We start from the raw sequence: 24,113 nt of genomic DNA on the forward strand, positions 1-24,113 counted from the left end.
GCCTACAGTGGATCCGGTGACCACCCCGCTCGCCGCGGCGCCCGCCCGGACGCGACACCGCATACACACCGCGGAACGGTACGAACGCGCAATACCCCTGCCGCACTCGCTGCGACCATGGTTCGTCGCGGCCGGACATATCCCGATGCTCGACCCCGTCCGGCGGCCGTTCACGCATATCCCGGAAACCGACATCCGGCTGATTCTGCGGCACGAGCCGACCGGCCGCCGCGACGTCGTGGTGATCGGCCCGCGCACCCGCGCGTCTTACAACGCCGCCGACGAGCCCGCCACCTGCCTGCGGCTGCGCCTGGCCCCCGGCGCGGCGCTCCCGCTGCTCGGCATCGCGGCGGCCGAACTCACCGACCGCATCACGGTGCTCGGCGAATTACCCGGTCCCCTGGCCGAATTCAGCGATCGACTGCTGCACAGCCCCCTCTCGGAGTCCGTATCGATACTGAAAGACGCACTGCCCCGGCGACTTTCCGACGATTCCGCCGAGCGCTCGCGGCGCGCACTGCTGTCCGCCGCGCTGGCGGCATTGATGACCGACCCCGCGCCGATCCCCGAGATCGCCGCCCGCCTCGCGGTCAGCGAACGCCAGCTCCGCGCCCTGTTCACCACCGGAATCGGCGTGTCCCCCAAACACTTCGCCCGCATCGCCCGAGTCCGCCGGCTGATGTCCGAGGCCCGGACGACCCCGCTGTCGCAGGCCGCCGCCGCGGTCGGCTACTACGACCAGTCCCATATGACCGCCGACTTCCGCGCCCTCATGGGCATCCAACCCACCCGGTTCCTCGACGGCGACCTCCCCGCCCCGATCCCCTGCCACTCCGTGCTGTCCGCGTACGCCGCCGCGTGAGCCCCCACGACTCGGGGCCCAGCAGGCGGCGCAGCGACCATTCGAACTCGGCGGCGGAATCCACGGTGGCCAGGCGTTCCTACGCGCCCTGTTCGCGCGCCGCCTTCTGCTCCCGTGCCGCCCGGCGACGGGCGAGTTCCTCGTGCTCCAGCACCACGGCCCGCTCCGGGGTGGGCGCGGTGCCGCCGAGCCGGGCGGGAACCCAGCGGGCGCCCGGCGGCATCTCGTAGTTCTGCTGGGCCTCGGTGAGCAACTCGGCCATGCGCGAACGCAATTCGGCGGTCAACGCGTCGACGGCGGTCGCCGTCGCCTCGCCGCCGGGCGACCCGACAGGTTCACCGATATGAATGTGGACGGGAAAATGATTGCGGCCCAGTTGTTTCGGGATATCCTTGGTCCAAATGCGCTGCGCGCCCCAGATGGTCATCGGGACGATCGGCGTACCGGACTCGATCGCCATGCGCGCCGCGCCCGACTTGAACTCCTTGAGTTCGAAACTGCGGCTGATGGTGGCCTCCGGGTACACCACCACGATCTCCCCGTCGCGCAGCGCGGCCACGGCCCGCGCGTACGACTGCGCGCCGTGGCCCCGATCCACGCCGATCGCCTTGCAGTGCTTCATCAACCAGCCGACGATGCCGTGTTCGAGTTCGGCCTTCATCATGTAGCGGACATTGCGGCCGGACTCGCGGCCCACCAGCCCGACCTCCATGAAATCCAGGTAGGCGGTGTGGTTCACGGCCAGGACAGCGCCGCCGGCGCGCGGAATATTCTCCTGCCCGGTGATATCGACCCGCAGACCCTGCAACCAGAACAGGCTGCGGACCAAACCGGCCAGAACGTCGAACACGGGCTCGCGCGCCATGGGTACAACTCCTCCTACCGGCCGGACCCGAGCTAAGCGGGTTCCCGCCTCGTCGCGGCACGTTCGGCCTTGGCGGCGGCGTCGGCGGCATCCATCGCGTCGGCCTCCTCCAGGGTCGGTGCGCCACCGCCCAGCCGAGCCGGGACCCAGTATGCGCCCGGTTCGTGAACATAACCCTGCTGTAGTTCCGCGAGCATCTTCTGCATTGCCGCACGCAGCCGCTCGGTGAGCTCCGCGGCGGCGACATCCTCCACGGCGGGTGACGCCGGCTCGATCGGCTCACCCACCTGGATCCGGATCGGGGTGTTGGTCCGTCCCAGGCGTTTCGGATATCCCTTTGTCCATACCCGCTGTGCGCCCCAGATAGTCATGGGAATGATCGGCACGCCCGCCTCGATCGCCATGCGTGCCGCGCCCGACTTGAACTCCTTGATCTCGAAGCTGCGGCTGATGGTCGCCTCCGGGTACACACCGACCAGTTCACCCCGGCGCAGATACTCCACCGCGGCCTTGTAGGAGTCGGCGCCGGCCGATCGGTCCACCGGAATGTGCCGCATGGCGCGCATGACGGGTCCGGAGATCGCGTTGTCGAACACCTCCTTCTTGGCCATGAACCGGATGTACCGCTTCGTGGCACGCGGGGGCAGCCCGGCGTAGGTGAAGTCCATGTACCCGGTGTGATTGATGGCGATGACCGCGCCACCTACGGCGGGGATGCGCTCGGCCCCTCGGACATCGAATTTCAGCCCTTGCGCGAAGAACACGGTGCGGGCCAGGCCGATGATCGACCGGTAGAAGGGTTCCACAATTCCGCTAGCGTAGTCGTTTGTGCAACTCATGGCCCCAATCAAACACAGCTACGCACAGGAATGAGGTTCGTCGCAGTGGTTTCGCCCGCCCTGGCATCGCGTGGCCGTGGCCCCCGACAGGGACGATATGCACTGGTAGGAGGGCTGGCGGCGCTGGCGCTGTGCCTGGTCGGCTGTGATTCGCACGTCGGTATCGAAGGCACCGACTTCAGCACCGACGATCCCGGGCCGCCCGCCTCCTCGGTGACCTCCGCGGCTCCCGCACCACTGCTGCCCCCACCCGGGCCCGGTGAACTCGAGGTCACCGTATCGCTGGCCGCCCGCGATCCGAAGGCCGCCGACGCCATCACCCGCTGGGCCATGGACCTGCAGCATCTGTCGCCGGAGCGGCTCGAGAAAGCCTGCTGGACCATGGCGCCGCAGAACGTGGAATCCATGTACGCGAGCAAACAACCCATCCTCGACGCCCTGGCACGACCGGGCGTGGACGACGGCTCCGCCATCACCTGGCGAGGGCAGGGCCCGGCGGCCGTCACCGTGGTCGCCCAGCGTGTCGACATCGATAGCGGATACGCCTGCCCCCGGGTCTACGCGGCGGGGACGGCGGCCGGATTCGACAGCGCCGACGCACGGCACACCGTCCGCCGCTACCTGGACCGCGCCACCGGCGCGCCGCTCGACCCGGCCGACAAGGAGTCCACCCATCCGCTGCTGTGCCCGGCGAGCCCGCCGAGCTGGGATCCCACAGGCAGCGGGGAGGCGGTCGCCGCGCCGTTGGCGAGCGATCCGGGCAAGCTGTCCGGGGTGATGTCGTTCATCGACCAGTCGATCACCTCCCGGGCCTCCCGTGGGGGTTACATCGGGGTCTCGGTACCGGTCCTGACCGCCTCCGGAGAGCAGCAGAACCTCACATTCACCCTGAAGAGCACTCGACGGGGTTACTGCATCGGCGAGGTTTCCTCGTAGTCGGTAATCTGAGTGGCTGGCAACGTCAGAAGGGAAGTTCGTGCAGATCACCAGCGTCGGACACGCCGGGTTCCACATCCGCACCGCGGCCGGGACCATCCTCTGCGATCCATGGGTCAACCCGGCGTATTTCGGCTCATGGTTCCCGTTCCCGGACAACACCCAGCTGGACTGGGACGAACTGGGCGACTGTGATTTTCTCTACGTCTCGCATCTGCACCGCGACCACTTCGACGCCGAGCATCTGCTCGCACACGTGAACAAGGACGCCACCGTCCTGCTGCCCGACTATCCGGTGCCGGATCTGCGCCGGGAGCTGGAGAAGCTGGGGTTCACCACGTTCTTCGAGACCGAGAATTCGGTCAAGCACACCGTCACCGGCCCCGGCGGCGAGCTGGACATCATGGTCATCGCGCTGCGGGCCCCCGCCGACGGGCCGATCGGTGACTCCGGGCTGGTCGTCGCCGATGGCGAGACGGTGTGCTTCAACATGAACGACGCGCGTCCGGTCGATATGGACGTCCTGCACGACGCGTTCGGGCACGTCGACATCCACCTGCTGCAGTATTCGGGTGCGATCTGGTATCCGATGGTGTACGACATCCCCGCGCGCACGAAATCCAATTTCGGTAAGCAGAAGCGCCAGCGGGGTATGGACCGCGCGCGCAGCTATATCGAGCAGGTGGGGGCGACCTGGGTGGTGCCCTCGGCCGGTCCGCCGGTCTTCCTGGACGACGAGCTGCGCTATCTCAACGACGATCGCGGTGACGAGGGCAACATCTTCCCGGACCAGATGGTGTTCCTGGATCAGATGAGCGTCCACGGCAGTGCCGGTGGGGTGCTGATGATTCCGGGTTCGGTGGCCGATGTGCGCGGGACCGAGCTGACGCTGTCCCATCCGGTCGATCCGGACGAGATCTACGGCGACAAGGCCGGGTACATCGAGAAGATGGCCCAGCGCCTGGCCCCCGTGCTCGAGCGGGAGAGGCAAAGCTGGGCCGCGTCCGCCGACGAGCCGCTGCTGCCCCAGCTCAAGGACCTGTTCGAGCCCATCATGGCGGCCAGCGACCTGATCTGCGACGGCATCGGCTATCCCGTGGGTCTGGTGCTCGGCGAGGACACCTTCGTACTGGACTTCCCCAAACGTTCGGTGCGCGAGCCGATCGAGGGAGAGGGCCGGTATCGGTACGGTTTCCGCATCGATCCCCAGCTGGTGCGCACGGTACTGCGCGACCACGAGCCCGACTGGGTCAACACGATCTTCCTGTCCACCCGGTTCCAAGCATGGCGCATCGGCGGCTACAACGAATTCCTGTACACCTTCTTCAAATGTCTCACCGACGAGCGGATCGCCTACGCCGACGGCTGGTTCTCCGAGGCCCACGACGATTCGGCGTCGTGCGAACTGGCCGGCTGGGAGGTGCAGCGCCGCTGTCCCCACCTGAAGGCCGACCTGTCGAAATTCGGTGTGGTGGAAGGCTCCACGCTGACCTGCAACCTGCACGGCTGGCAGTGGGACCTGGAGTCCGGGCGGTGTAAGACCTCCAAGGGGCATGAGCTGCGTTCGCGCAGACTCTGAATCCTTACCGATCCACCGCGAACTCCCGTGCCTGTTCCAGAATGCGCAACGCCTGGACCGCATCCCGCGGATCGACGGGAACGGGTGCGCCGTCGAGCAGCGCGGCGGCCACCGCGGCGTAGAACGCCGGGTAGTCGCCCGGCTCGGTAGGGGTCGGGTGGGTCTCGCCCGGCGTGCCGAGGACACCCCAATGCTCGGGTTCGACGGCGCCCCAGGGCTTTCCGTCGTCCGGTCGACGCCCCTCGCGCAACGCGTTCTCCTGCGGGTCCAGACCGTATGTCACATAGCCGTTCTCGGATCCCAGGACCCGGAAACGCGGACCGAGCTGTGGTGCGACGGCACTCATCCACAGGTGTGAGCGCACACCGCTCGCGTGGGTGAGGGCCAGGAACACGTCGTCGTCCGCCTGCACGCCGGGCCGACGACGATCCAGCTCGCAGTACACCCGGGCCACCGGTCCGAACAGGGTCAGCGCCTGATCCACCAGATGACTGCCGAGGTCGTAGAGCAGGCCCGCGCCGTCGGCGGCGTCACCGACCTCGCGCCAACCGCCCTTGACCGCCGGGCGCCAGCGCTCGAACCTCGATTCGAACCGGCGCACCTCCCCCAGGCTGCCGTCCTCGATCAACCGCCGCACCGTACGAAAGTCACCGTCCCAGCGGCGATTCTGGAACACCGTCAGGGCCGGCCCGGCCCGCCCGGCCGCATCGACGACCTCCTGTCCCTGTGCGGAGGTCACCGCGAACGGCTTGTCCACCACCACAGCCAGGCCCGCGGCCAAGGCCTCGAGGGCCAGGGGTGCGTGGGTGCGGTTGGGCGTCGCGATCACCGCCAGATCGATGCCCGCGGGTTCGGCGAACAGCTCCTGCGCCGTGGGCACGACCCGGACGCCAGGATGTTCCGCACGCGCCTGCTCGGACCGCTCCGGCGAGGAGGTGACCACGACCGCCACTCGCAGCCGCGGATCCGCGGCGATCAGCGGCGCGTGGAATACCGACCCGGCCAACCCGTATCCGATCACGGCTACGCCCAGCTCCGCCATACCTGCCCTCTCGCTCGGATCGTCGTATCCCTTCCCCGATCATCCGGCGGGGCGGGTCGCACGCGTCAGTTCGGTCCGCCGAACGACCCGGAGTCGTAGTGGTTGGCGCCCTGGTCCAGCGGAATCCAGCCACTGCTGGAGAACTCTCGCTCCGGCACACCGGCGCCGACCAGGCCGTGCTGATCGTTGAGGTCGCTGATCAGATCGGCGACGGGCTGGGAATCGCTGTAGTGGTAGCCCTGGGCCAGCGCGAAACCGAGTTCGGTGAGCACCGCGGCCTGATATTCGGTCTCCACGCCCTCGGCGATCACCTGCAGATCCAGCGATTTGCTCAGGGCGGCGATGACCCCGAGCAGCGGCGGGGCCGGTGAATCGGATCGGATGGATGCCACGAAGCTCTGGTCGATCTTGAGAATATCGCTCGGAATAGTGGCGAGGCGGCTCAGCGAGGAGTAGCCGGTGCCGAAGTCGTCGATCGCGATGCGCACACCGCGGTCGCGCAACGTGTTCAGATTGCCGATGGCCGTCTGGGATTCAGCGGCCAGCTCGCTCTCGGTGACCTCGAGGACGAGCTGGTCGGTGGGCCATCCGGTATCGGCCAGAATGCCCAGAACGCGCTCGGCGTACTCGGATTCGGCCAGCTCGAGGCCGCTCACGTTGACGTTCAGGGTGAGGTCGAGCTGGGCGAAGGTCTCCTGCAGGCGCGCGGCGTCGGCGCAGGCCCGGCGCAGCACCAGCTCGTCCAGATCGGCGATCAGGTCGTATTCCTCGGCGACCCGGATCAGGCCCTCGGTGGTCACGTCCGGCTGCGCGCTCGACGACCAGCGCAGCAGCGCCTCCACACCGACCGCCCGGCCGGCTCCGTTCTCGGTCAGGCTCACGATCGGCTGGTAGTGCACGTCCAGCGCACCCTTATCGATCGCCTCGCGCAGCTCCACCGCCAGCGGCAACTGCCGGGAGGACTCGAGCACCGTCCGGTTGCGGCCGGCCTGCTTGGCCCGGTACAGCCCGACATCCGCGCGGGACACCAGCAGCGAGCCGGATTCGCCCTGCTGCCAGGAGGTCACGCCCGCCGAACATCCGGTGGTGACCGCCGCGCGCAGCTGCTCGGTGAGCAGGATCGCGGCCTGTTCGGTGGTGCCGGGCAGCAGCAGCGCGAACGCGTCGCCGCCGTAGCGCGCCAGCCGCTGGTCCGGCCCGAGCAGTTTCGACCAGGTGTCGGCCACCCGCTGCAGCACCGCGTCGCCCGCGCGATGTCCGAGATGATCGTTGATCTTCTGGAAGCGGTCCAGATCCACCAGTACCAGCGCCAGCCCCTGTTCGGTGCGGGTGGCGTGCCCGATCGCGTTGGCCAGCACGCGGTCGAAACCGCGGCGGTTCAACAGTCCGGTCAGCACGTCGATATCCGCGTTCGAGGCCATCCTGGTCAGGATCCCGACCACGATGCCGACCCCGACTGTGACACCGGCCGGGATGATGCCCGACCACCACGGCAGACCGCGCGAGGGCACCACCCACAGGCACAGCGCCACCGCGAACGCGACATGAGCCGCGACCCGCTGCCAGGCGAAGAAGATCGCCGCATCGCAGGCGATGAATGCGTAGAACGCGGCCAGGCTGATCGCGCCGACCGAATTCGGGAACCAGTGCACCGCGATCGTCACCAGCACGGTGGCCACCGCGACGTAGCCGTGGTGGATCGAATGCGGCAGCCGCGGGCCCCAGATCAGCAGGCTGACGCCGAGCAGCAGCGCGATACCGGCCGCACCGCCCACCAGCGGCCGGTTGCCCTGATCACCTGGGGCGACGGCGGTGATGAGCAGACCGAGTACCCCACCCATGACGTAGAACGCCCCGGTGGTCCGGGCCATGACCATTGCCGTCGCCAGCGCCGAGACCGTCCGCACCCGCGTCCGGGCATCGCCGCGAGAGCCGAATCCGCGCACGCTGCCTAGCCTAGACACAGTTGTCCCATGCAGTAGTGACATCCGCAGGAATCCACCGGCAAAGTCTTCGGGGAACCGGCATGGTCCGCGGAGAACTGGCATGTCCGGCTGCACAATCCGGGTGTGATCGTGGATCGGACGACGCCTGGATACGGGCGCGCCGTAAATCCACAGCGCCACCTTTGTTTTAATCGCAAATTAACAGCTACCAACCTTGCGCGAACCGGACCACCCCGCCACGACAACCGGATTCGCCGCGGCGCGGACCACGTGTGTGGCCCTAGACAGCTTCCAGGACTTCCCGTCCGACGAACGGCACGAGCGCCTCGGGCACCCGGACCGAACCGTCGGCCCGCTGGTGGTTCTCCAGCAGTGCGACGATCCAGCGCGTGGTGGCCAGGGTGCCGTTGAGTGTGGCCGCGATCTGCGGTTTGCCGTTCTCGTCGCGATAGCGCACCGACAGCCGGCGGGCCTGGAAGGTCGTGCAGTTCGAGGTGGAGGTGAGCTCCCGATAGGTCTGCTGGGTGGGAACCCAAGCCTCGCAGTCGAATTTGCGCGCGGCCGAGGTGCCCAGATCACCGGCCGCCGTGTCGATCACCCGATACGGCACCTCGATCGCGGCCAGCATGTCCTTCTCCCAGCCCAGCAGCCGCCGATGCTCGGCGTCGGCGTCCTCGGGCCTGCAGTAGACGAACATTTCGACCTTGTCGAACTGGTGCACCCGGATGATGCCGCGGGTGTCCTTGCCATAGCTTCCGGCCTCCCGCCGGAAGCACGAGGACCAGCCCGCGTACCGCTTCGGACCGCCCGACAGGTCCAGGATCTCGCCCGAGTGATAGCCCGCCATCGGCACCTCCGAGGTGCCGACCAGGTAGAGGTCGTCCTCCTCGAGGTGGTAGATCTCGGCGGAATGCTGCCCCAGGAATCCGGTGCCCGCCATGATCTCCGGGCGCACCAGCACCGGCGGGATCATCAGGGTGAACCCGTTCGCCATAGCCTGCTGGGCGGCCAGCTGGAGCAGACCGAGCTGCAACAGCGCGCCGTAACCGGTCAGGAAGTAGAACCGGGCGCCGGACACCTTGGCCCCACGCTCCATATCGATCAGCCCCAGCGATTCGCCCAGTTCGAGATGGTCTTTCGGGGTGAAGTCGAATTCGGGTGCGGTGCCGACGGTTTCCAGGACGACGTAATCGTCCTCGCCGCCGGCGGGTACGCCCTGCTGGACCACATTGGGCAGTGCGCGCAGGGCCACGTCCAGGTCGGCGTCCGCGAGGTTCTCGGCCACCTCGGCCTGCTTGACCTTGGCCGACAACTCCTGGCCCTGTGCCAGCAGACCCGCCCGTTCGTCCGGGGACGCCTTGCCGACCTTCTTGCCCAGTGCCTTGTGCTCGGCCCGCAGCGTGTCGGCGGTCGCGACCGCGGCGCGGCGGGCGGCGTCGGCCTCGAGCAGGGCGTCCACCAGCGCCGGATCCTCACCGCGGGACCGCTGCGAGGCACGGACGGCGTCGGGGTTCTCGCGCAGGAATCGAAGGTCGATCATGGGTACTCAGCCTAACGGGGCTCGTCCACCGATATTCCGCAGGTCCACAGCGAATAGCCGAGCCGATCGTGGCGGGGTGGGGTGGGCGCTGCCATGATGGACCGCGATGCCATCCGACCATGTGCCCGTGCACGGACCAGAGCCCGAATGGGGTGAATCGGTATCCGACTGGCCGGGAGCCGATTCCGAGTGGGACGAATCCCCCTCCGGGACCTTCGAGCCGTCCCCGACCCCCCGGCGTGCGGCCGGGCGAACCCACCTGCCGGCACACAAGATGCGGTGGGGCCTGCTCGCGGTGGCGGTGGGCGCGGTGCTCGCCGCGATCGTGACGTTGTCCATCTCCGGATTCCGCAACTCGCACGGACTGGAGGCGCACGAACCGGCGGGCGGGGCCGCGGGGGGCCGGGTCAATACCGCCTTCGGCACCGCGACGGCGGGCGACTGCCTGACCTGGGCCGATCCCCGGACGCTCGACCTGTCGAAGGTCAACTGCGCGGATAAGCACCTGTTCGAGGTCACCGCCGATATCGACCTGGCCGACTATCCGGGCCGGGAGTTCGGGCCGGGCACCCGTTTTCCCGATTCGCTGCGCTTCGCCGAACTACGCGACGAGCACTGTGTCACCGCGGCGCAGACCTATCTGGGCGGACGGCTCGATCCGCGCGGCCGGTTCGTGGTCGGCATGATCAATCCGGGCGAGCCCGCGTGGACCAGCGGCGACCGAACGATCCGCTGCGGCCTGCAGTTGGTCAGCGCCACCGGCAACGCCACCCAGGACACCGTCGGCCGGGTCCGCGACAGCGATCAATCCCGCATCTGGGATCCCGGCACCTGCATCGGCATCAATCAGAACCTGCCCACCAACGAGCCGGTCGACTGCGCCAAACCTCATGCATACGAGGTGATCTCGACCGTCGATCTCGGCCCGCAGTTCACCGGCGACCCGCCCGCCGCGACCGACCAGGACAAGTTCATGCAGAACCAGTGCGCCCGGGTCGCCGGCAGCTACATGGGCGGTGCGGATTCGTTGATGAACAAGACGCTGACCGTCTTCTGGGACGACCTCGACGTCCGCAGCTGGCTGGTCGGCAGCCACAAGTTGAACTGCCTGGTCGGCAAGGGCGCCCAGGACGGCTTCTCCTCGATCACCGGCTCGGCCAAGGGCAACATCCTCATCGACGGCCAAGCGCCTGTGCCACCACCGAAATCGGGCCGCTCGACCCCGGCCCCACTGCCCGGCGCCGCCGCACCGCCGCGATGAATCCGCGGAGCCGAACGCGATGACCGTATCGATGTCACCGGAAGAATTCGAGGAGCTGGTCGGCGACGCCCTGGATCTGATCCCGCCCGAGCTGGCACACGCCATCGACAACGTGGTTGTGCTGATCGAACCGCGCGACAGGCGGGATCCCCACCTCCTCGGCCTGTACCACGGCATATCCCTGACCCAGCGGATCGACAGCCAGTACGGCGGCGTCCTGCCCGACACCGTGACCATCTTCCGCGAACCCATTCTGGCGATGTGCACGACTCGGGATGAAGTCGTGCAGGAGGTAGCGATCACAGTGATTCATGAGATTGCGCACTATTTCGGGATTGACGAACAGCGGCTGCATGAGCTGGGTTGGGGCTGACGCCGCCTCACACACTTCCGATTCAAGATTCTTAACCAGCAGAAATACTGCCTGACATGGGCTGATCGCCACCATCTGATGCCCGGGAATCAATCGTGTCGAGCTGTTCGACGCCGTCGATTCGGTCGGTTTCGGCGGCGTTGAGCGGGGTTCGGCGGCACAGATTTCCCCGAAATTCCCCGAGGATCCCTGCAATCATCGTGACTCGAGCCTTGATCACCCAATGTTTGCCACACGGCTGAACTAGACCACTCCGCGAAGTCTCACCTTGCGCTGACCTGGTCTTTTCCTATTCGAATGCCTGTTTGGCGAGGTTGACGCGCTGCTCTGCCGGGTGGTCGAATCCGCAGATAGCTATCCACTTCCGGGAGCTAGACCCTCCCGAAGGTGGCCACAAAAATGCCCCTCAGCGGATCTAGACCATCCGCCAAGGGGCTGATGCCAGGAAGAAAGGCTTCCCGACATGACCATTATCACCATGCCTACTCGGCGCCGCGGTCCCAGGACCGCAGACCCCTTCTCCGCTGATTTCGACTTCGCAGGACAGCAGGAGCTCGCGCAACAGCGTTTGGCCGAGCAGGCGGATCCGTCTTGGACCCAGGCCATGTCTGATAACGAGCTGCGGATGGAGCGAGCGGCCGCCGAGGAGATTCGGACACTCGCACGAACAGCTCGGCTGGACGAGGCTCGGGATGCTCACGGCCGCCAAGAGCTGCGGCGCAAGCACGAGCGAGCCGATGAGGAGGCATACGCCGATGCCGACGCCGCGTATCGACGTGCGGCAAGCCCCACGGCACGGGTGGGCCGATTGTTTCGGAGTTCACGGTGGGTGTCTCGGACGCTGACCGGTGTGGCTGTGGTCGGCATGGTGTGGGGTTCGTTCAACGTGCAGCACAACCTCATGGCGGGCACGCCGCTGACGGATCCTCGCTACTGGCTGGCGTACCTGTACGAACCGATCATCACGCTGCCGCTCGTCGCGATGATGTATTTGGCGACGACGGCTTCCCGAGAGGGACAGGTCATCGCGAAGGCTCGGATTGCCCCGATCGAGATCGGCTTACTGCTGCTGAGCCTTGTGATAAATATCACGCCGTATGTCATCGCGGGTGACCTTCAGAAGTCCTTCGAGTACAGCATCGCACCGGTGATGATCGCAGCGGTCATTCCGATGCACTCGCTCGCCGCCAAGGAGTTCGCCAAGATGATCGGCGGTGGGTTGCCTCGAACGGAGAGCCTCGGTGCAGCCGAAGTTATCGAACCGACGCCGACCCTGGTCGATGTAGCTTGACTGCACCCGGCCGGACTCCCCAGCAGCACAGCCGAACCTCCATGCGGCGTGCATACCCAGGACGGGGACGAAGGATCAGCCGACTGTCGAGAAACAGTTCCTACTCGTCTAGGCCGCGCGTCGGGAATCGCGCCCCGCCTGGGCGGTAGTCGGTCTCAGGGACCCGTGAGGAGCTGTCTCGCCAGCTTCCCACAGCGACACACCCTCGCCGGGTACTCGTGGTACTCGGGTTCAATTTTCATGGGAATCACGCGCATTCCTCACGCCGCCATGGTGCAGCGGATGTCCCGTGGCCCGAGTCCGGTGTGCGACAGATGTTTCCGCGCTCTCCCCTTTGCCAAGGCATCGGTAGTAGCGCATAATCAGGGCAGCTCGACCCTGTTGAGGTCGGGCTCACTCAGCGCGATTCGGCCGCTCTCAGGCCCGGCGTTGGACACGGACAGACACCTCGCGAACTGGTGTATCGCTGTCCGGGACGTCCACATTCGATTCCGACGCGCTGAGGACACGTTCATGAAGCTGATCCCCCGCCCGCACACGATGTTCCGGTTGTGGCGATCGCCCGATCCGCCACAGGCACAGATGGATCTCACGGACCGGGTTGCCTGGGCGCGCGGTCGAATCCCGTTGCAGCACATCGACGATCTGTTCGATGCGATGGACGACGACGAAATCGAGGAGATACGCCTCAGTCGGAAGGCCATGCGCCGCAAGGATCGCCGTCGCACTGAACGCAGTTTTTCCGCCGATCTTGCCGCAGAGCACCAGCGCCGCCGGGAAGCTACGCGGATCCGCCGCCACGACGAACACCAGCAGCGATGGCTTGCCCGCGCTCGGGCAAGCCGAGACCGGGCTACCAACGCCGACGCTCAAGAGGCCGCTCTCCACCGGAGAGCGACATGGGCTTCGCTGCGATTGCGGGCAGTGATGGCGGCCGGGCTGGCATGGTCGGCGGTCAATGTCGGCAGGAACCTCATGCCCGTCGTCGGCCCCGCCGGCGCTGTCTGGTGGTTGCAGTGGATCTTGTCGTTCGGGCTCGAAGCGATGGTTTCGGTGCCGATTCTGGAAATCATGGCTCAGTCCGCGGCTGCCGCTCGGTTGGGCCGGAAGGTGAAGCGCGACAAAATCATCATCTTCGAGGCCGGGTTATTGCTGACGACGGTGGGCTTGAACTGCGGGCCACACCTGGCCGCAGGAGACTTCGGGCGGGCGGCGGAATACGCTGTCGCGCCAATGATGGTCGTGGTGTTGATGTGGGTGCACGCCTGGATCGCTGCGCGCTACGCCACGCTGATCGCCGCGGTCGCCGGCGCGAACAGCGCCGCCGACGTTCCCGGCAATCAACCGGCCCCGGTGCTGACGCGGGGATATGGCACTTCGGTCGCGTCTCTGCCCGATCTGGCCCCAACCGTCATCGGGCCGCCCCCGACAGTTCTCGGCAATTCGTTTGTCGGCGAGACAAACTCAGTGGCCGAAGACCGGAATGAGGCTACGGATCGTTACTGGTGGGTCGCGGTGCGGATGGTAGAGACCAGGAAGTCTCTGAAGTCGGTGCCCGATCTCGTGCAGATTCTTCGGCTCGCCGACCAGGGGATGAACGCCAACGCGGTCACGGCTCGGATGAACCGAGAAACGGACGGCTCATGGCAACGATCCACCGTCGATCGGCTCATTCGATGCGCCGACACTCTGGGATTCCGAACCAATCCGATGGGAGGTGATCTTATCGGCCAATCGACGCGCGCAGCGTAGTGACTGCTACGAGGCTCGTCGCCGAAAAACGGTGAATGCCGGTGGACTTCGTGTGATAGGTGTGCCGAGCATATCGCCACACCCACACGAATAGATAACCGAAAAGCATTGGCCCTCAGGTGCGAACTGAGGGCCGCAACCCGAAGGCTGCTGTGCTGCTATGCAAGTCTGATGATAGCGCATGCCGCGATGCGGGTTCAACCGCTGGCGTACCGGCCAGCGGCAGACCTGTCGCACTCGCGGATCCGCTATTCCTGCTTCCCGAATCATCCATAGCCCCAACCGATCCGGCCTCAACACACGTCGAGGCACGGATGGCCTGGGAGCGTCTGAGCCCACTGCTCGCAGCACGTCGTTCCATGCGCCTATGGAACCCGGCCCATCGTCGCTTTCGCGACCGCGCCCAGCCACTCACCCAGAGACTCCCCGAATTCCCTGCGGCGCTGCCGTTGTATCGACGACGACGTACCCGGCTGCTGGCATTGGACTTCGACGCCAAACATCTCGGGCCCACCGCGGTTACCGAGGACGTAGACCGCTGCCTTGCCTGGATCAGCGAATGCGGCGGCCGCGCGATCACTGACCGCAGCAGCAGCGGCGGCCAGCACATTCTGATTCCGCTTTCGGTCGGAATGGCAGTGCCCAAGGCCCAGATCGAGCCGATCGTGCGGCTGCTGGCCGCACGACTGCCGACGCTGGACATCACGCCCATGTTGGGCGACGTCTCCGGCTGCATCACCCCGCCTGGATCAGCTTGCAAGGAGGGCGGATACCGCACTCTGTCTGGTTCGCTCGATGCCGCAGTCGATGCGCTGACCGTACGTAGCGACAGCAGTTTCCTCGCGCGGCTGATGATGCTTCTGAGCGGTGGGCGTATCGCTCGTGCACGCACTGCCGCGCACGACACGGCGCGCGTCGCGCTCAGCCCGCGCGCACCGCGCACGCGCACTCCCAGCGCGCCCGTAGCCGCTGATCTGATGTGGGACGGCACAGGCGACCAGGCACGCCTGCGCACCGAACACCGGCGCTGGTCGTCCATGTCGGCGGTGGTTACCGCGTTCGCCGTGCACGGCGCTGCGCCCACCGATCAGCGGTGGCGCGCGCAGGACGGTCGCCTCGACCGCAGCGCCGCGCGCCAATCCGTGCTCACCGCAGCAATTTTGCAGGGGATGTCGCGTGCCGACGTCCAAGCTCAGCTTCCCGCCGCCGGCGGCTCCTGGGCAGGGTTGGCTCGTTCCTACAGCCGCTACGAGACTGCGGCCGATGCCGCCATGGCACGCGACTGGGACAAGGCCTGCCGATGGGTCGCGCAGCACGGCCGCGAATTCCGGTCGTCCGTGCACAAGACACAAGAGCGCACAGGGGGGTGCAGGGGGGAGAACGCAACTGCGTACACGAGAACGCACGCACGTTGGCTCGCAGCTGCGATCGCCTGGGTCGATACCCAATGGCCCGGATCTCCCCGGCGAGCCAACGCCTTGGCAGTCCTACAAGCGATGGCGTATGCGGCAGCGGTAGGCGGCGAGGTCGTGAAAGGCGTGCCGGTCGTCGAACTGGGCGGCAGATCCGTATCGCTGATGGCCGGATCCCTACCCGAAACCACGGTCTGGGAGGTGCTCCATGAAGTCCGTGAGGTGCCCGGCGCACCGCTGCTGCGAATCCGTCGTGCGGCAGGAGTCCTGGCGGATCGCTACGCACTGGTCACCCCCCAGACCAATGGCCGCCGTCTGCGCCCAACCCGCACCCAAGCCGACCTCGCCCGAGTGGAGCCCGTCCATCCCGCCTGGTCGGTGCTGGGGATCCGGCACCGACGCTTGTGGGAGGCCGTCGTGCACCAGGGCTGCACCACGCCCGCCGACGCGTTCGCCACCGCTCGCCTAACCCGCAGCACCGGGTACACATCCCTCGCCGCCCTCGCCACCAGCGGACTCATCGTCCACACGCACGGCACCGTAGTCCCCGGGCCAACCACGCTGGACTCGATCGCGCACGCGCATGCTCTGCACCACGCGCACAACGAGCGCACCGCGCGCCACCGCCGCGAGCGCGCCCTCTGGAAAGCCTGGCTCGCACATCGCGATCGGTACGAACACGCCGACCCCTGGCAGACACACGAGACCGAGGACTACCTCGCCGCGGTAGTTGCCGCAGGCCCACCCACGCCCCCGACCCAGGCGCTGATCCGTAGACAGATTGGAGTCTCACCGCAGACCCTCGACTTCTCCACCCGTGTACCACCGCAGTCGGTCAAACCAACGACTCCGCGCCCGGAAAGCCTCGATTTACAGGGTCCCGCCGGGCGACACCTGCCCGGACCGCACCCATGCAAGGCACGGTCGCCGGGCGACCAGAGACTCCGGCAGGTTGATTGCGCACGATGCGCTCACGCCGAGCAAGAATGCACGCACGTCGTGCTAGCACCAGGTGATGTGCCCCCGTGAGCAACCGCAGCCAGTCACAGTAGCGAACGAAGCCAATCTATTCCCTCACTAGAATTCCTGCAGTTCTGGGAGTTCTCAATGACCGAGGTAGACGGATCCTCCGATCCGGGAGAGCCATCCACTGACAGCGCCGTCGCTGGCAGTCTCGCTGGTGACAGCGGCAGGGTTGCTGATCACTGGGAGGTCATAGTGACGGTCCTACTAGGAGTACTACGGCTGTTTGCCGTACGTCCTGTGGACAGGCTCCTGGTTCGGCTCAGGAGCCTGCACGTACTGGGGCGCAACAAACCTCTCAGCGGTCGCCGCACGTCCTCGCTGTAGGCATGGCGAACGGAGTCGCATCGCCCCGAGAATTCTGTCCGAGATGGTTTCCGTCCGTCTGGGACTCCAGCCGAATGCTGCGGGTTCACCGACATCTTGCTGGATGCGTAAGGTGTGAACCCCCTGGATGAGGAGAGAGAGATGACCACTGGGCAGGAACAGGATTCGGACCGTGAATTGTTGCTGGTTGTGCGGGCGCTCGAGCGGCTGACTGTCCGGGTCGAGGCGCAGTTCAGTCCGGAGATGCTCGAAGCCGGAGATCACGACCCGGCCGGAACCGAGTTGCTCTCGTATGCCAGGTCGTGCCAGGAGCTTCTGGACGACCCGGCGTTGTCTTCACGACTGCAGGCCGCCGCGCCGCGCCACTGGTGAGTCGTGCGCGCGGCCCGGGATCACTTGCCGGACGGGGTCAGACGGTCGTCAGATCGGTGGCCAGCTCGCGCAGTGCATGTGCGAGGTCGCGACGCAGCCGGTCGGCGTGGGCCTGGCCGACCACGACGGTCAGCGCGCCGGGAGTGAGCCCGGTGCGGGAGGCGATGTATCCCAGTAATCGGCTGATGCCGAGATAGTTTCCGTATCCGCGTTGCAGCAGGTACTGGGAGCGGTAGTGGGCGACCGCGTGCAGGCGTGTGCCGTCGAGCTGGAAGGACAGCATCGACAGGCAGGGGAAGGCCATCGCGGAGGTGTCGTGGCGCGGTTCGTACACCGGCACCGAAATCGGTTCGGGGACATCGGGTTCGGGAATATCGACGGAGGTTTCGTAGCGGGCGCGTTTGGGTGCGGCGGTGGCGCGTTCGATGGTGAGGGTGGCGATGAGGCGCTCGAGCTGGTTCACCTGGCCGTGCGGGGTGGGGTAGGCGATCAGTCGCTGGAAGTAGGTGCCCTTGTTGTTGCGCGGTTCCAGGCGCTTGAGCTGGGGGTAGAGGGCCTGGTAGCGGGCTGCGAGCCGGACGGGGTCGGCGTCTTGTGCGGCGAGGGCGGCCGGGAAGATCGTGTTGGCGACGGTCTGGACCGGTGGCAGGTCGAATTCGGCCAGCAGATCGTCCGCTGCTACGCGGATGCGCAGCCGTTCGGGGTGTGCGGTGTCGGCGATTCGGGTGACGGTATGGAAGGCCCGCCGTTGTGGCTGGGCGTGCACGGCCAGGGTGGTCTGCAGCCATGCGGTGGACAGGTCGTGCGCGGTGATGTCGACGTAGTGACTCATCGTGAGTTTCCTGGGGAGATCGGTGACGGGAGGCTGGAGCGTTCGATTCCGTAGGGGCGGGGCTCTACGGTGAGGGTGATCTCGCTGGTGTCGGTCACGATCGTGGCCGGGCACGGCTGTTCGCCGGGATCGGTGCAGCGCAAGTGGACACCGCCATCGCCCTCGGCGGCCACCTCGACCGGGCCGCGGGTGCTGTGGACTGTTGCCGGGGCCGGTACGAGCAGCAGATCGCCGGGTGAGGTGTGCAGGGGTCTGTGGTGTCCGCGGCCCAGGTGCCACACATCGATATCGCGGGTGGAGTCCAGCAGGTCGCCAGCGAGGTGTCGTTTGAACTTGGACGGCGCGATGCGTGCCCACGTGTCGGCGTCGGCGCCGGTGAGCAGTCGCAGTGACACCAGGTGCCGCACGGTGGAGGCGTAGCTGGTGCCCAGGTGTAGTGCGAGCTGGTAGGCCTGTGCGGGTTGTTCAACCCGAGGCAAGTCGAGGTCGGCGAGGGTGGCCAGGACAGCCCGACGGGGCATCAGGAACCAGGCGGCGAAGGCCTCGGCAGCCTTTTCCACAGGCGTCCAGTGCCGGACCGCCGCACCCAGTTCGAGGGTGGGGTCGTGGCCGGCGCCGCAGTCCAGCACCGTGGAGTGTTCCAGGCGGTGGTGGCCGAGTTCGTGGGCTGCGGAATGCCTGCGGACCGCGCGGGTGAGCCTGCAGTTGACCAGGATTCCCGGGTCGCGTTCGAGCTCCTCGGCGATGTAGGCGCCGAACAGTCCAGGCATCGGCCTCCAGATCAATGCCACCCCGGCGCGGGTGATCGCGGGTCCGACGGCGATCGGGGTGCACGCGAGGTCGATATCCAACTCGTCGTGGGCGTGGGCGGCCTCGATCGACGCGATCCGGTTGGCCATCTGCCAGGACATCAGCACCCCGGTCACGAGCGCCGTGCACGGCGGGTGTAGCTGAGATACTCGGCGAATTTGCGCATCTCTTCGTGGTCGTCGTCGGTCAGGTCGACCAGGACCCGGCCCAGCACGGAGGCGGGCTCCACTGTGGGGCTGTTGTCCCCGCCCAGGAAGTAACTGACCGGGTACTGGTACAGCCGCGCCAGCTTACGCAGCTCGAGACTGTCGACTTTGCGGTTGCCCCGTTCGATCTCCGAGATCGCCGAACGGGCGATCCCGGTCGAGGAGCTGACGAACTGCTGGGACAACCCCAGATACTCGCGGACTTCTCTGAGCCGCCGGGCCAGCTCGGACTGATCGAATTCGGGTTCCACGCTTTCGGGTTCCACGCTGCTCATGCGGTGTCCTCTCGTTGCGCATCGAGCCTGCGGCACACCGCGCGGGCGAACCCGCGCACCGAGCGCATCGCGCGGGCGGTTTCCTCGGTGGCCGGAAGATAGGTTGCGGTTGCTTTCTGCACCCGCGCCAGGATGTCGACAGCCAGCAAGGAGTCGATCGGCAGATCCTCACCGAGCTCGGCGAGCTCGGCGTACAGCTGCCCGGGATCGCAGCCGGCGTCTTCGGCCAGCAGATCCACGATCAGATTGGACACTTCGGCCTCGGTCATCACCACCACCTTGTCTGGTTTGCCAACATCATGTCCGATAGTACATCATTGTCGGGTATCCCGACAGCTTGTTTGATCTTCCATCGTAGGAGAGCGGATGAAGCTCAGTGAGTACCAGCGGCGAGCGCGTGAGACCAACCAGCCCGACATCGACCTGACCGCACATCTCATCGGGTTGTGCGCCGAGACCGGTGCGATGGCCTCGGTGTCCAAGACCCGGATGCGGTACGGCGAGGCGTTCGGCGGCTGGCGCAAGCAGGTCCGCGAGGAACTCGGTGACATCCTGTGGCATGTCGCCGCCATCGCCGACGACGTCGGCCTGGACCTCGATGACATCGCGCAGGCGAACCTGCACCGCACTCGCGCCCGTTGGCTACCGAGCCCGGGCCACCAACTCGACATCTCCGTGCCGCCCGACGAGCAGTTGCCTCGCCGCGGAACCTATATCTTCAGCCAGCAGCGCAATGCGGCAGGCCGCTGGGAAGTCCAGGTCCACATGGACGGCCGGCAGGTAGGTAACCCGCTGACCGACAACGCGCTCAACGAGGACGGCTACCGATTCCACGACGTGTTTCACCTGGCCTATGCCGCCATTCTGGGCTGGTCTCCGGTGACCCGGTCGCTGCTGCGGCGCAAACGCAAGTCCGTGGCCGACATCGACGAGGCCGAAGACGGCGGCCGCGGGATCGTCATCGAGGAAGGCGTCTCCTCGTTCGTGTTCACCTACGCCTCGCTGCACAACCACTTCGATGGCATCACCCGGCTCGACCAGGCCATCCTGGACTCCATCACGCTGATGACCGCCACACTCGAAGTCGGCGTACGCTCCGCCGCAGAGTGGGAATCGGCAATCCTGCAGGGGCACGCGATGTTCCGGCAGCTGCTGGCCCACGGCGGCGGCGCGGTCGAATTCGACGCCGACCACCGCACGCTGCGGTACCTGCCGCAAGCATGAGATCGCCTCGCGTAGTGTCCGTAAATCCTGTGGGAGGCGCACCCGGACTCGGTCATCCGGCACTGTGCCGGTGCGGTCATCGTTCCCGCCAGCTCGGCCGATGAGCGTGCCCTGTGAGACGTTCGAGCCGTCATAGCCGTCAGCATGTGGACGCGGTCGGCGACGACCGGGTGCACGGCGCCCAGATCGGTTGCCATCGTGGCTCTTTGAGTTCCAGCTCGCACACCGGCAACTCACGTCGACTATCTTCCTCCCTGGCACCGATCAGCGCGTCATGCGAATGCGGCGCGCTGATCACAGGGTTGTTCAACTGACAGATCCTGTGCATGCCCTATTAATCCGAGGTTGGGGCAGGTGGTAAAGCTCGGCGTGGGAGCCGCATGGATAGGTTGCCCGCGTGATCGAGTCGGAAGAGAACTTTGTGTTTGGCGGGGCTGGTCGTTCCCCGAGCGGGTAGGTGGCAGACCATCGATTCAGATTGTTGTAGAGTTTCGCGGACCCTCGGAAGGACACCGTATAGCGTTGCCTTGCAATGGCTTACGCCATCCTCCCTCCGGACAGCTCGGTTTCGGTCCATTGATCATCGGGGTTCCCCGACCATCGGCCTCCGAGTCGTCCCGGGCGTGAGCGGATGAGGAGCTGCTCGCTGTGCGGGCCATCCCGGTGTGAGCCGCAGTAACGGCGGCGCCCCGGCCACCGGGATGCCACTTCACTCGGGCGCATACTGCCGTGGGCCGATTATCCGTCCAGTCGGTATCGTCACGGGTGCCCCGGGCCCGTCTTGTTACTGCGCCACCTGCGAATCGGTGGTCGTCGTCTGGAAGGTCCGGCACGTCTGGACCAACGCCACCCAGCTTCCGCCGGAGTAGTCAATCGCGTGATACAGAGGCGCACGTGGGGTGTTGCGGGGTAGTTCCAGCAGGAGTCCGGCCTCGACCAGCCGTTTGACGACCTGTTTGACCTGGCCATCCGGTATCCGGGTTTGTGAGTGGATCATCCGGACGGTGATGCCGCCGGGTGAGCGTGCTGCGAGATCGGCGATCGCGGCGGCAACATCGACCATGTAGCGGTTACCGAAAATCGCTGCCGATCGCTCCCGGATCGCGTCTCTTTCGGCATGTGACACCTCTATAATGTAACGCGTTACGCGAATCGTGTAACGCATAAAGGAGGACAAACGCGAATGGCGGTTGCAGCGACGGTCTCCACCCAAGGTGAGCTCGATCTGGATGTCTCCGACACGGCCTCGCCGTCAAGCACGCACCGTCCCGCGCCCCTGCCCGAGGGTCTGCGGATCGGCGGACGGACGGTGTACCCGACGCCGGTGTTCGATACCTATTGGTATTTCGCCGCGCGCCGTCAGGCCATCTACGAGGCCCGGCTGGCCGGGCGGGCGGGTCCGTGGACCGATGACCCGGTGTTGCGGCGGCACCGCTTCACCAACTGTTACCGCGCCGCTGATCGGGTGAGTCAGTTTCTGATCCGGGAAGTCTCCTACCAGGGGTCCCAGGATCTGGACGAGGTGGTGTTCCGCACGCTGCTGTTCAAGTTGTTCAACCGAGTGTCCACGTGGCAGTTGCTGACCGAGGCGTTCGGTGAGGTGAGCTGGCGTGAGTTCGATCTGCGCGCTTACGACGAGGTCCTGACCTCAGCATTCGCCCGCGGTGTGAAATTGTATTCGGCCGCGTACGTCGTGCCGCCACCACGATTGGGGGCCGAGCGCAAACACACCAATCATCTGCGGCTGCTGCAACACATGATGACCACCGGGCTGGTCGAGCACCTGGCGGCGGCGACGTCGTTGCAGCAGGTGTTCCTCACCCTGCTGGACTATCCGGCGATGGGGGATTTCCTGGCCTATCAGTTCGCGATCGACCTCAACTATTCCAGCGCGCTGGAATTCGACGAGATGGAATTCGTCGTGCCCGGCCCCGGGGCTCGTGACGGCATCCGCAAATGCTTCGGCTCCGAGGCCGACGGTATCGAATCGGAGGTGATCCGGTACATGGCCGAGCACCAGCAGCCGCACTTCCAGCGACTGGGCTTGAGATTCGACGGCCTAGGCGGGCGTCGACCTCTGCAGCTGATCGACTGCCAGAACCTGTTCTGCGAGGTGGACAAGTACGCGCGGGTCATGCACCCCGACATTGCCGGGCGCAGTGGCCGCACTCGCATCAAGCAGTTGTTCGCACCAGTGCCCGATCGGGTCGGTGCTTGGTTCCCACCGAAATGGGAGCTCGGCTGAGCTCTAGTGATCTGCCTGATCGCGCGCTCGGAGGTCGCCGATCGCGGGAGCCCACACTTGTGCATGACGAGCGCGTTCCGTGGCGGTCAGCGGACGAACCACCAGTGTTCGGGCGTCCAGGTCGCAGACGACCGAACCGTCGCCGTGCTCTCGCACCGCACGCCAGGCCCGGAAGCCGTCGAGGATGGCGCGCTCCCATTCCATTTCGGTGCACAGGCCGACTTCGAGATTCGCTGTCATCCGACGGCACAGGCGCAGGATTTCACTGTCGACCAGTGACGCACTGGTGAAATAGCTGGCGCGTCCGGCCGCTTCGAAGATGAAGGCGGACAGGCCTTCCTCGATCGCTATCGCGCGCCCGCCGTCTTCGACGTTGTCGACCAGCGGACTGGCTTTCCTTTTACGCTTCAGCAGTGCCCGCATCACCGGGCTCCACCCCAGGATGGCGAGGTAGGCGAGGTGGAACACGTCGTGGTAGCGGTAACCATCTTCGCGGTAAGCGTTGTCACCCAAGGGATCTCCACACGGTCGGCCGTCATGAACCGGCAATACCCGCGGCGGTAGTCCGTCGGTGTCGGTATCACTGTGGGGAAAGGGGGCGATGTGGACTTCCAGACGCCGCGGCAGGCGCTGGGAGTCCGGAACATCGGCGCCGTCGAACAATCGTGCCGGACCGATCCGGTGTGTAGGCGAAGAGGGTACCGCAGCGGGTAACGAACTCGAGATCGCCGAGGGCTGGCTGGTGTGGCGTGGCCAGCGCGCGGCGATTTTCGAAAGGTTCGCACGTGCCACCTCGTCCAAGCCCACTCCCAGCCAGGTGGCGGTATCGGCGATATACCACAGGATATCGCCTAGGTCTTCGACCACGAGTGCGTGACGATCGAGATGGACGGGGCCGTCACGGACCAACTTCTTCTGATTGGTCTGCAAGGTCCCTACCTCGCCGCCCAGTCCCAGCAGAGCGATCGTCAGCGCACGGCCCTGGTCACCCTCCCGCTGCTGGTCGTAAGCCCATGCCTCGGTCTGGTAGTCGTCGAAATCCATCATCCACCCCTTTTGCATGATCGATTGTCATTTCACGGTCCCACTACCTGCATCCAG

The 24,113-nt window shown here is 66.3% G+C and carries 22 protein-coding genes; 11 read left to right on the plus strand and 11 right to left on the minus strand.

What is annotated here, in order from left to right; translation table 11 throughout:
• The first annotated feature begins 16 nt into the window (after nt 1-16).
• Entirely contained in the window at nt 17-862 is an 846-nt protein-coding gene (locus JZ791_RS46435) for an AraC family transcriptional regulator (protein ID WP_216893394.1), read from the plus strand.
• Between the two features lie 79 nt (nt 863-941).
• Here the strand turns inward: JZ791_RS46435 and JZ791_RS07180 are convergent, their stop codons facing one another.
• Nucleotides 942-1,727 (minus strand): lysophospholipid acyltransferase family protein, encoded by a 786-nt coding sequence (locus tag JZ791_RS07180; protein ID WP_216893395.1) that lies wholly within the window; start codon nt 1,725-1,727, stop codon nt 942-944.
• A 32-nt stretch (nt 1,728-1,759) separates the two neighbouring features.
• Nucleotides 1,760-2,533: a lysophospholipid acyltransferase family protein gene (locus tag JZ791_RS07185; RefSeq protein ID WP_216893457.1), complete on the minus strand. Its 774-nt coding sequence runs from the start codon at nt 2,531-2,533 to the stop codon at nt 1,760-1,762.
• Nucleotides 2,534-2,611: 78 nt separating this feature from the next.
• On the opposite strand from JZ791_RS07185, the gene JZ791_RS07190 reads away from it, so the two are divergent.
• Both JZ791_RS07190 and JZ791_RS07195 read left to right on the plus strand, forming a co-directional pair.
• Nucleotides 2,612-3,502 carry a hypothetical protein gene (locus JZ791_RS07190; RefSeq protein ID WP_216893396.1) on the plus strand — a complete coding sequence of 297 codons (891 nt, stop codon included), beginning with the start codon at nt 2,612-2,614 and terminating at the stop codon, nt 3,500-3,502.
• A gap of 40 nt (nt 3,503-3,542) precedes the next feature.
• Entirely contained in the window at nt 3,543-5,081 is a 1,539-nt protein-coding gene (locus JZ791_RS07195) for a Rieske 2Fe-2S domain-containing protein (RefSeq protein ID WP_216893397.1), read from the plus strand.
• Nucleotides 5,082-5,085: 4 nt separating this feature from the next.
• Here the strand turns inward: JZ791_RS07195 and JZ791_RS07200 are convergent, their stop codons facing one another.
• The 3 genes from JZ791_RS07200 to serS form a co-directional block, all read right to left on the minus strand.
• Entirely contained in the window at nt 5,086-6,123 is a 1,038-nt protein-coding gene (locus JZ791_RS07200) for a Gfo/Idh/MocA family protein (protein WP_216893398.1), read from the minus strand.
• A gap of 65 nt (nt 6,124-6,188) precedes the next feature.
• Nucleotides 6,189-8,069 carry a putative bifunctional diguanylate cyclase/phosphodiesterase gene (locus JZ791_RS07205; protein ID WP_308162816.1) on the minus strand — a complete coding sequence of 627 codons (1,881 nt, stop codon included), beginning with the start codon at nt 8,067-8,069 and terminating at the stop codon, nt 6,189-6,191.
• A gap of 280 nt (nt 8,070-8,349) precedes the next feature.
• Nucleotides 8,350-9,609: a serine--tRNA ligase gene (gene serS, locus JZ791_RS07210; RefSeq protein WP_216893399.1), complete on the minus strand. Its 1,260-nt coding sequence runs from the start codon at nt 9,607-9,609 to the stop codon at nt 8,350-8,352.
• 127 nt (nt 9,610-9,736) lie between these two features.
• On the opposite strand from serS, the gene JZ791_RS07215 reads away from it, so the two are divergent.
• From JZ791_RS07215 to JZ791_RS07240, 6 genes are all read left to right on the plus strand, one after another.
• Nucleotides 9,737-10,870, plus strand: coding sequence for a septum formation family protein (locus JZ791_RS07215; RefSeq protein ID WP_308162818.1), 1,134 nt, complete (start codon nt 9,737-9,739; stop codon nt 10,868-10,870).
• 19 nt (nt 10,871-10,889) lie between these two features.
• On the plus strand, nt 10,890-11,243 hold the full coding sequence (locus tag JZ791_RS07220; RefSeq protein ID WP_216893401.1) for a metallopeptidase family protein: 354 nt from the start codon (nt 10,890-10,892) through the stop codon (nt 11,241-11,243).
• 850 nt (nt 11,244-12,093) lie between these two features.
• On the plus strand, nt 12,094-12,534 hold the full coding sequence (locus JZ791_RS07225; RefSeq protein ID WP_216893402.1) for a hypothetical protein: 441 nt from the start codon (nt 12,094-12,096) through the stop codon (nt 12,532-12,534).
• 513 nt (nt 12,535-13,047) lie between these two features.
• Nucleotides 13,048-14,286 carry a hypothetical protein gene (locus JZ791_RS07230; RefSeq protein WP_216893403.1) on the plus strand — a complete coding sequence of 413 codons (1,239 nt, stop codon included), beginning with the start codon at nt 13,048-13,050 and terminating at the stop codon, nt 14,284-14,286.
• A 314-nt stretch (nt 14,287-14,600) separates the two neighbouring features.
• The gene (locus JZ791_RS07235) at nt 14,601-16,727 is read left to right on the plus strand and encodes a hypothetical protein (protein ID WP_216893404.1); all 2,127 of its coding nucleotides are present in this window, start codon (nt 14,601-14,603) and stop codon (nt 16,725-16,727) included.
• 462 nt (nt 16,728-17,189) lie between these two features.
• Nucleotides 17,190-17,420, plus strand: a complete 231-nt coding sequence (locus JZ791_RS07240) for a hypothetical protein (RefSeq protein ID WP_216893405.1) — start codon at nt 17,190-17,192, stop codon at nt 17,418-17,420.
• Between the two features lie 37 nt (nt 17,421-17,457).
• On the opposite strand, the gene JZ791_RS07245 is transcribed toward JZ791_RS07240, so the two are convergent.
• Genes JZ791_RS07245 through JZ791_RS07260 form a run of 4 tightly spaced genes read right to left on the minus strand, consistent with a single transcriptional unit; the run spans nt 17,458 to nt 19,812 of the window.
• Nucleotides 17,458-18,252, minus strand: coding sequence for a thymidylate synthase family protein (locus tag JZ791_RS07245; RefSeq protein WP_216893406.1), 795 nt, complete (start codon nt 18,250-18,252; stop codon nt 17,458-17,460).
• On the minus strand, nt 18,249-19,178 hold the full coding sequence (locus JZ791_RS07250) for an ImmA/IrrE family metallo-endopeptidase (RefSeq protein ID WP_216893407.1): 930 nt from the start codon (nt 19,176-19,178) through the stop codon (nt 18,249-18,251). Before JZ791_RS07250 ends, JZ791_RS07245 begins: the two co-directional genes overlap by 4 nt.
• Nucleotides 19,175-19,543 carry a helix-turn-helix domain-containing protein gene (locus JZ791_RS07255; protein WP_216893408.1) on the minus strand — a complete coding sequence of 123 codons (369 nt, stop codon included), beginning with the start codon at nt 19,541-19,543 and terminating at the stop codon, nt 19,175-19,177. Before JZ791_RS07255 ends, JZ791_RS07250 begins: the two co-directional genes overlap by 4 nt.
• Nucleotides 19,540-19,812, minus strand: coding sequence for an acyl carrier protein (locus JZ791_RS07260; RefSeq protein ID WP_216893409.1), 273 nt, complete (start codon nt 19,810-19,812; stop codon nt 19,540-19,542). The genes JZ791_RS07255 and JZ791_RS07260 overlap by 4 nt, the downstream gene beginning before the upstream one ends.
• Before the next feature lie 97 nt (nt 19,813-19,909).
• Here JZ791_RS07260 and JZ791_RS07265 point away from each other — a divergent pair, with 97 nt between their 5' ends.
• The gene (locus JZ791_RS07265; protein ID WP_216893410.1) at nt 19,910-20,767 is read left to right on the plus strand and encodes a nucleoside triphosphate pyrophosphohydrolase family protein; all 858 of its coding nucleotides are present in this window, start codon (nt 19,910-19,912) and stop codon (nt 20,765-20,767) included.
• A gap of 784 nt (nt 20,768-21,551) precedes the next feature.
• Here the strand turns inward: JZ791_RS07265 and JZ791_RS07270 are convergent.
• A complete protein-coding gene (locus JZ791_RS07270) occupies nt 21,552-21,830 on the minus strand; it encodes a hypothetical protein (protein ID WP_216893411.1) in 279 nt (92 codons plus the stop codon).
• A gap of 120 nt (nt 21,831-21,950) precedes the next feature.
• Between JZ791_RS07270 and JZ791_RS07275 the strand changes: the two genes are divergently transcribed.
• A complete protein-coding gene (locus JZ791_RS07275) occupies nt 21,951-23,012 on the plus strand; it encodes a nucleotide kinase domain-containing protein (protein ID WP_216893412.1) in 1,062 nt (353 codons plus the stop codon).
• A 3-nt stretch (nt 23,013-23,015) separates the two neighbouring features.
• Here the strand turns inward: JZ791_RS07275 and JZ791_RS07280 are convergent, their stop codons facing one another.
• Nucleotides 23,016-24,074, minus strand: a complete 1,059-nt coding sequence (locus JZ791_RS07280; protein ID WP_254205335.1) for a nucleoside triphosphate pyrophosphohydrolase family protein — start codon at nt 24,072-24,074, stop codon at nt 23,016-23,018.
• Between the last annotated feature and the right edge of the window lie 39 nt (nt 24,075-24,113).

Source organism: Nocardia alni (assembly GCF_019038435.1).
In the GTDB taxonomy this organism is placed as follows: domain Bacteria; phylum Actinomycetota; class Actinomycetes; order Mycobacteriales; family Mycobacteriaceae; genus Nocardia; species Nocardia alni.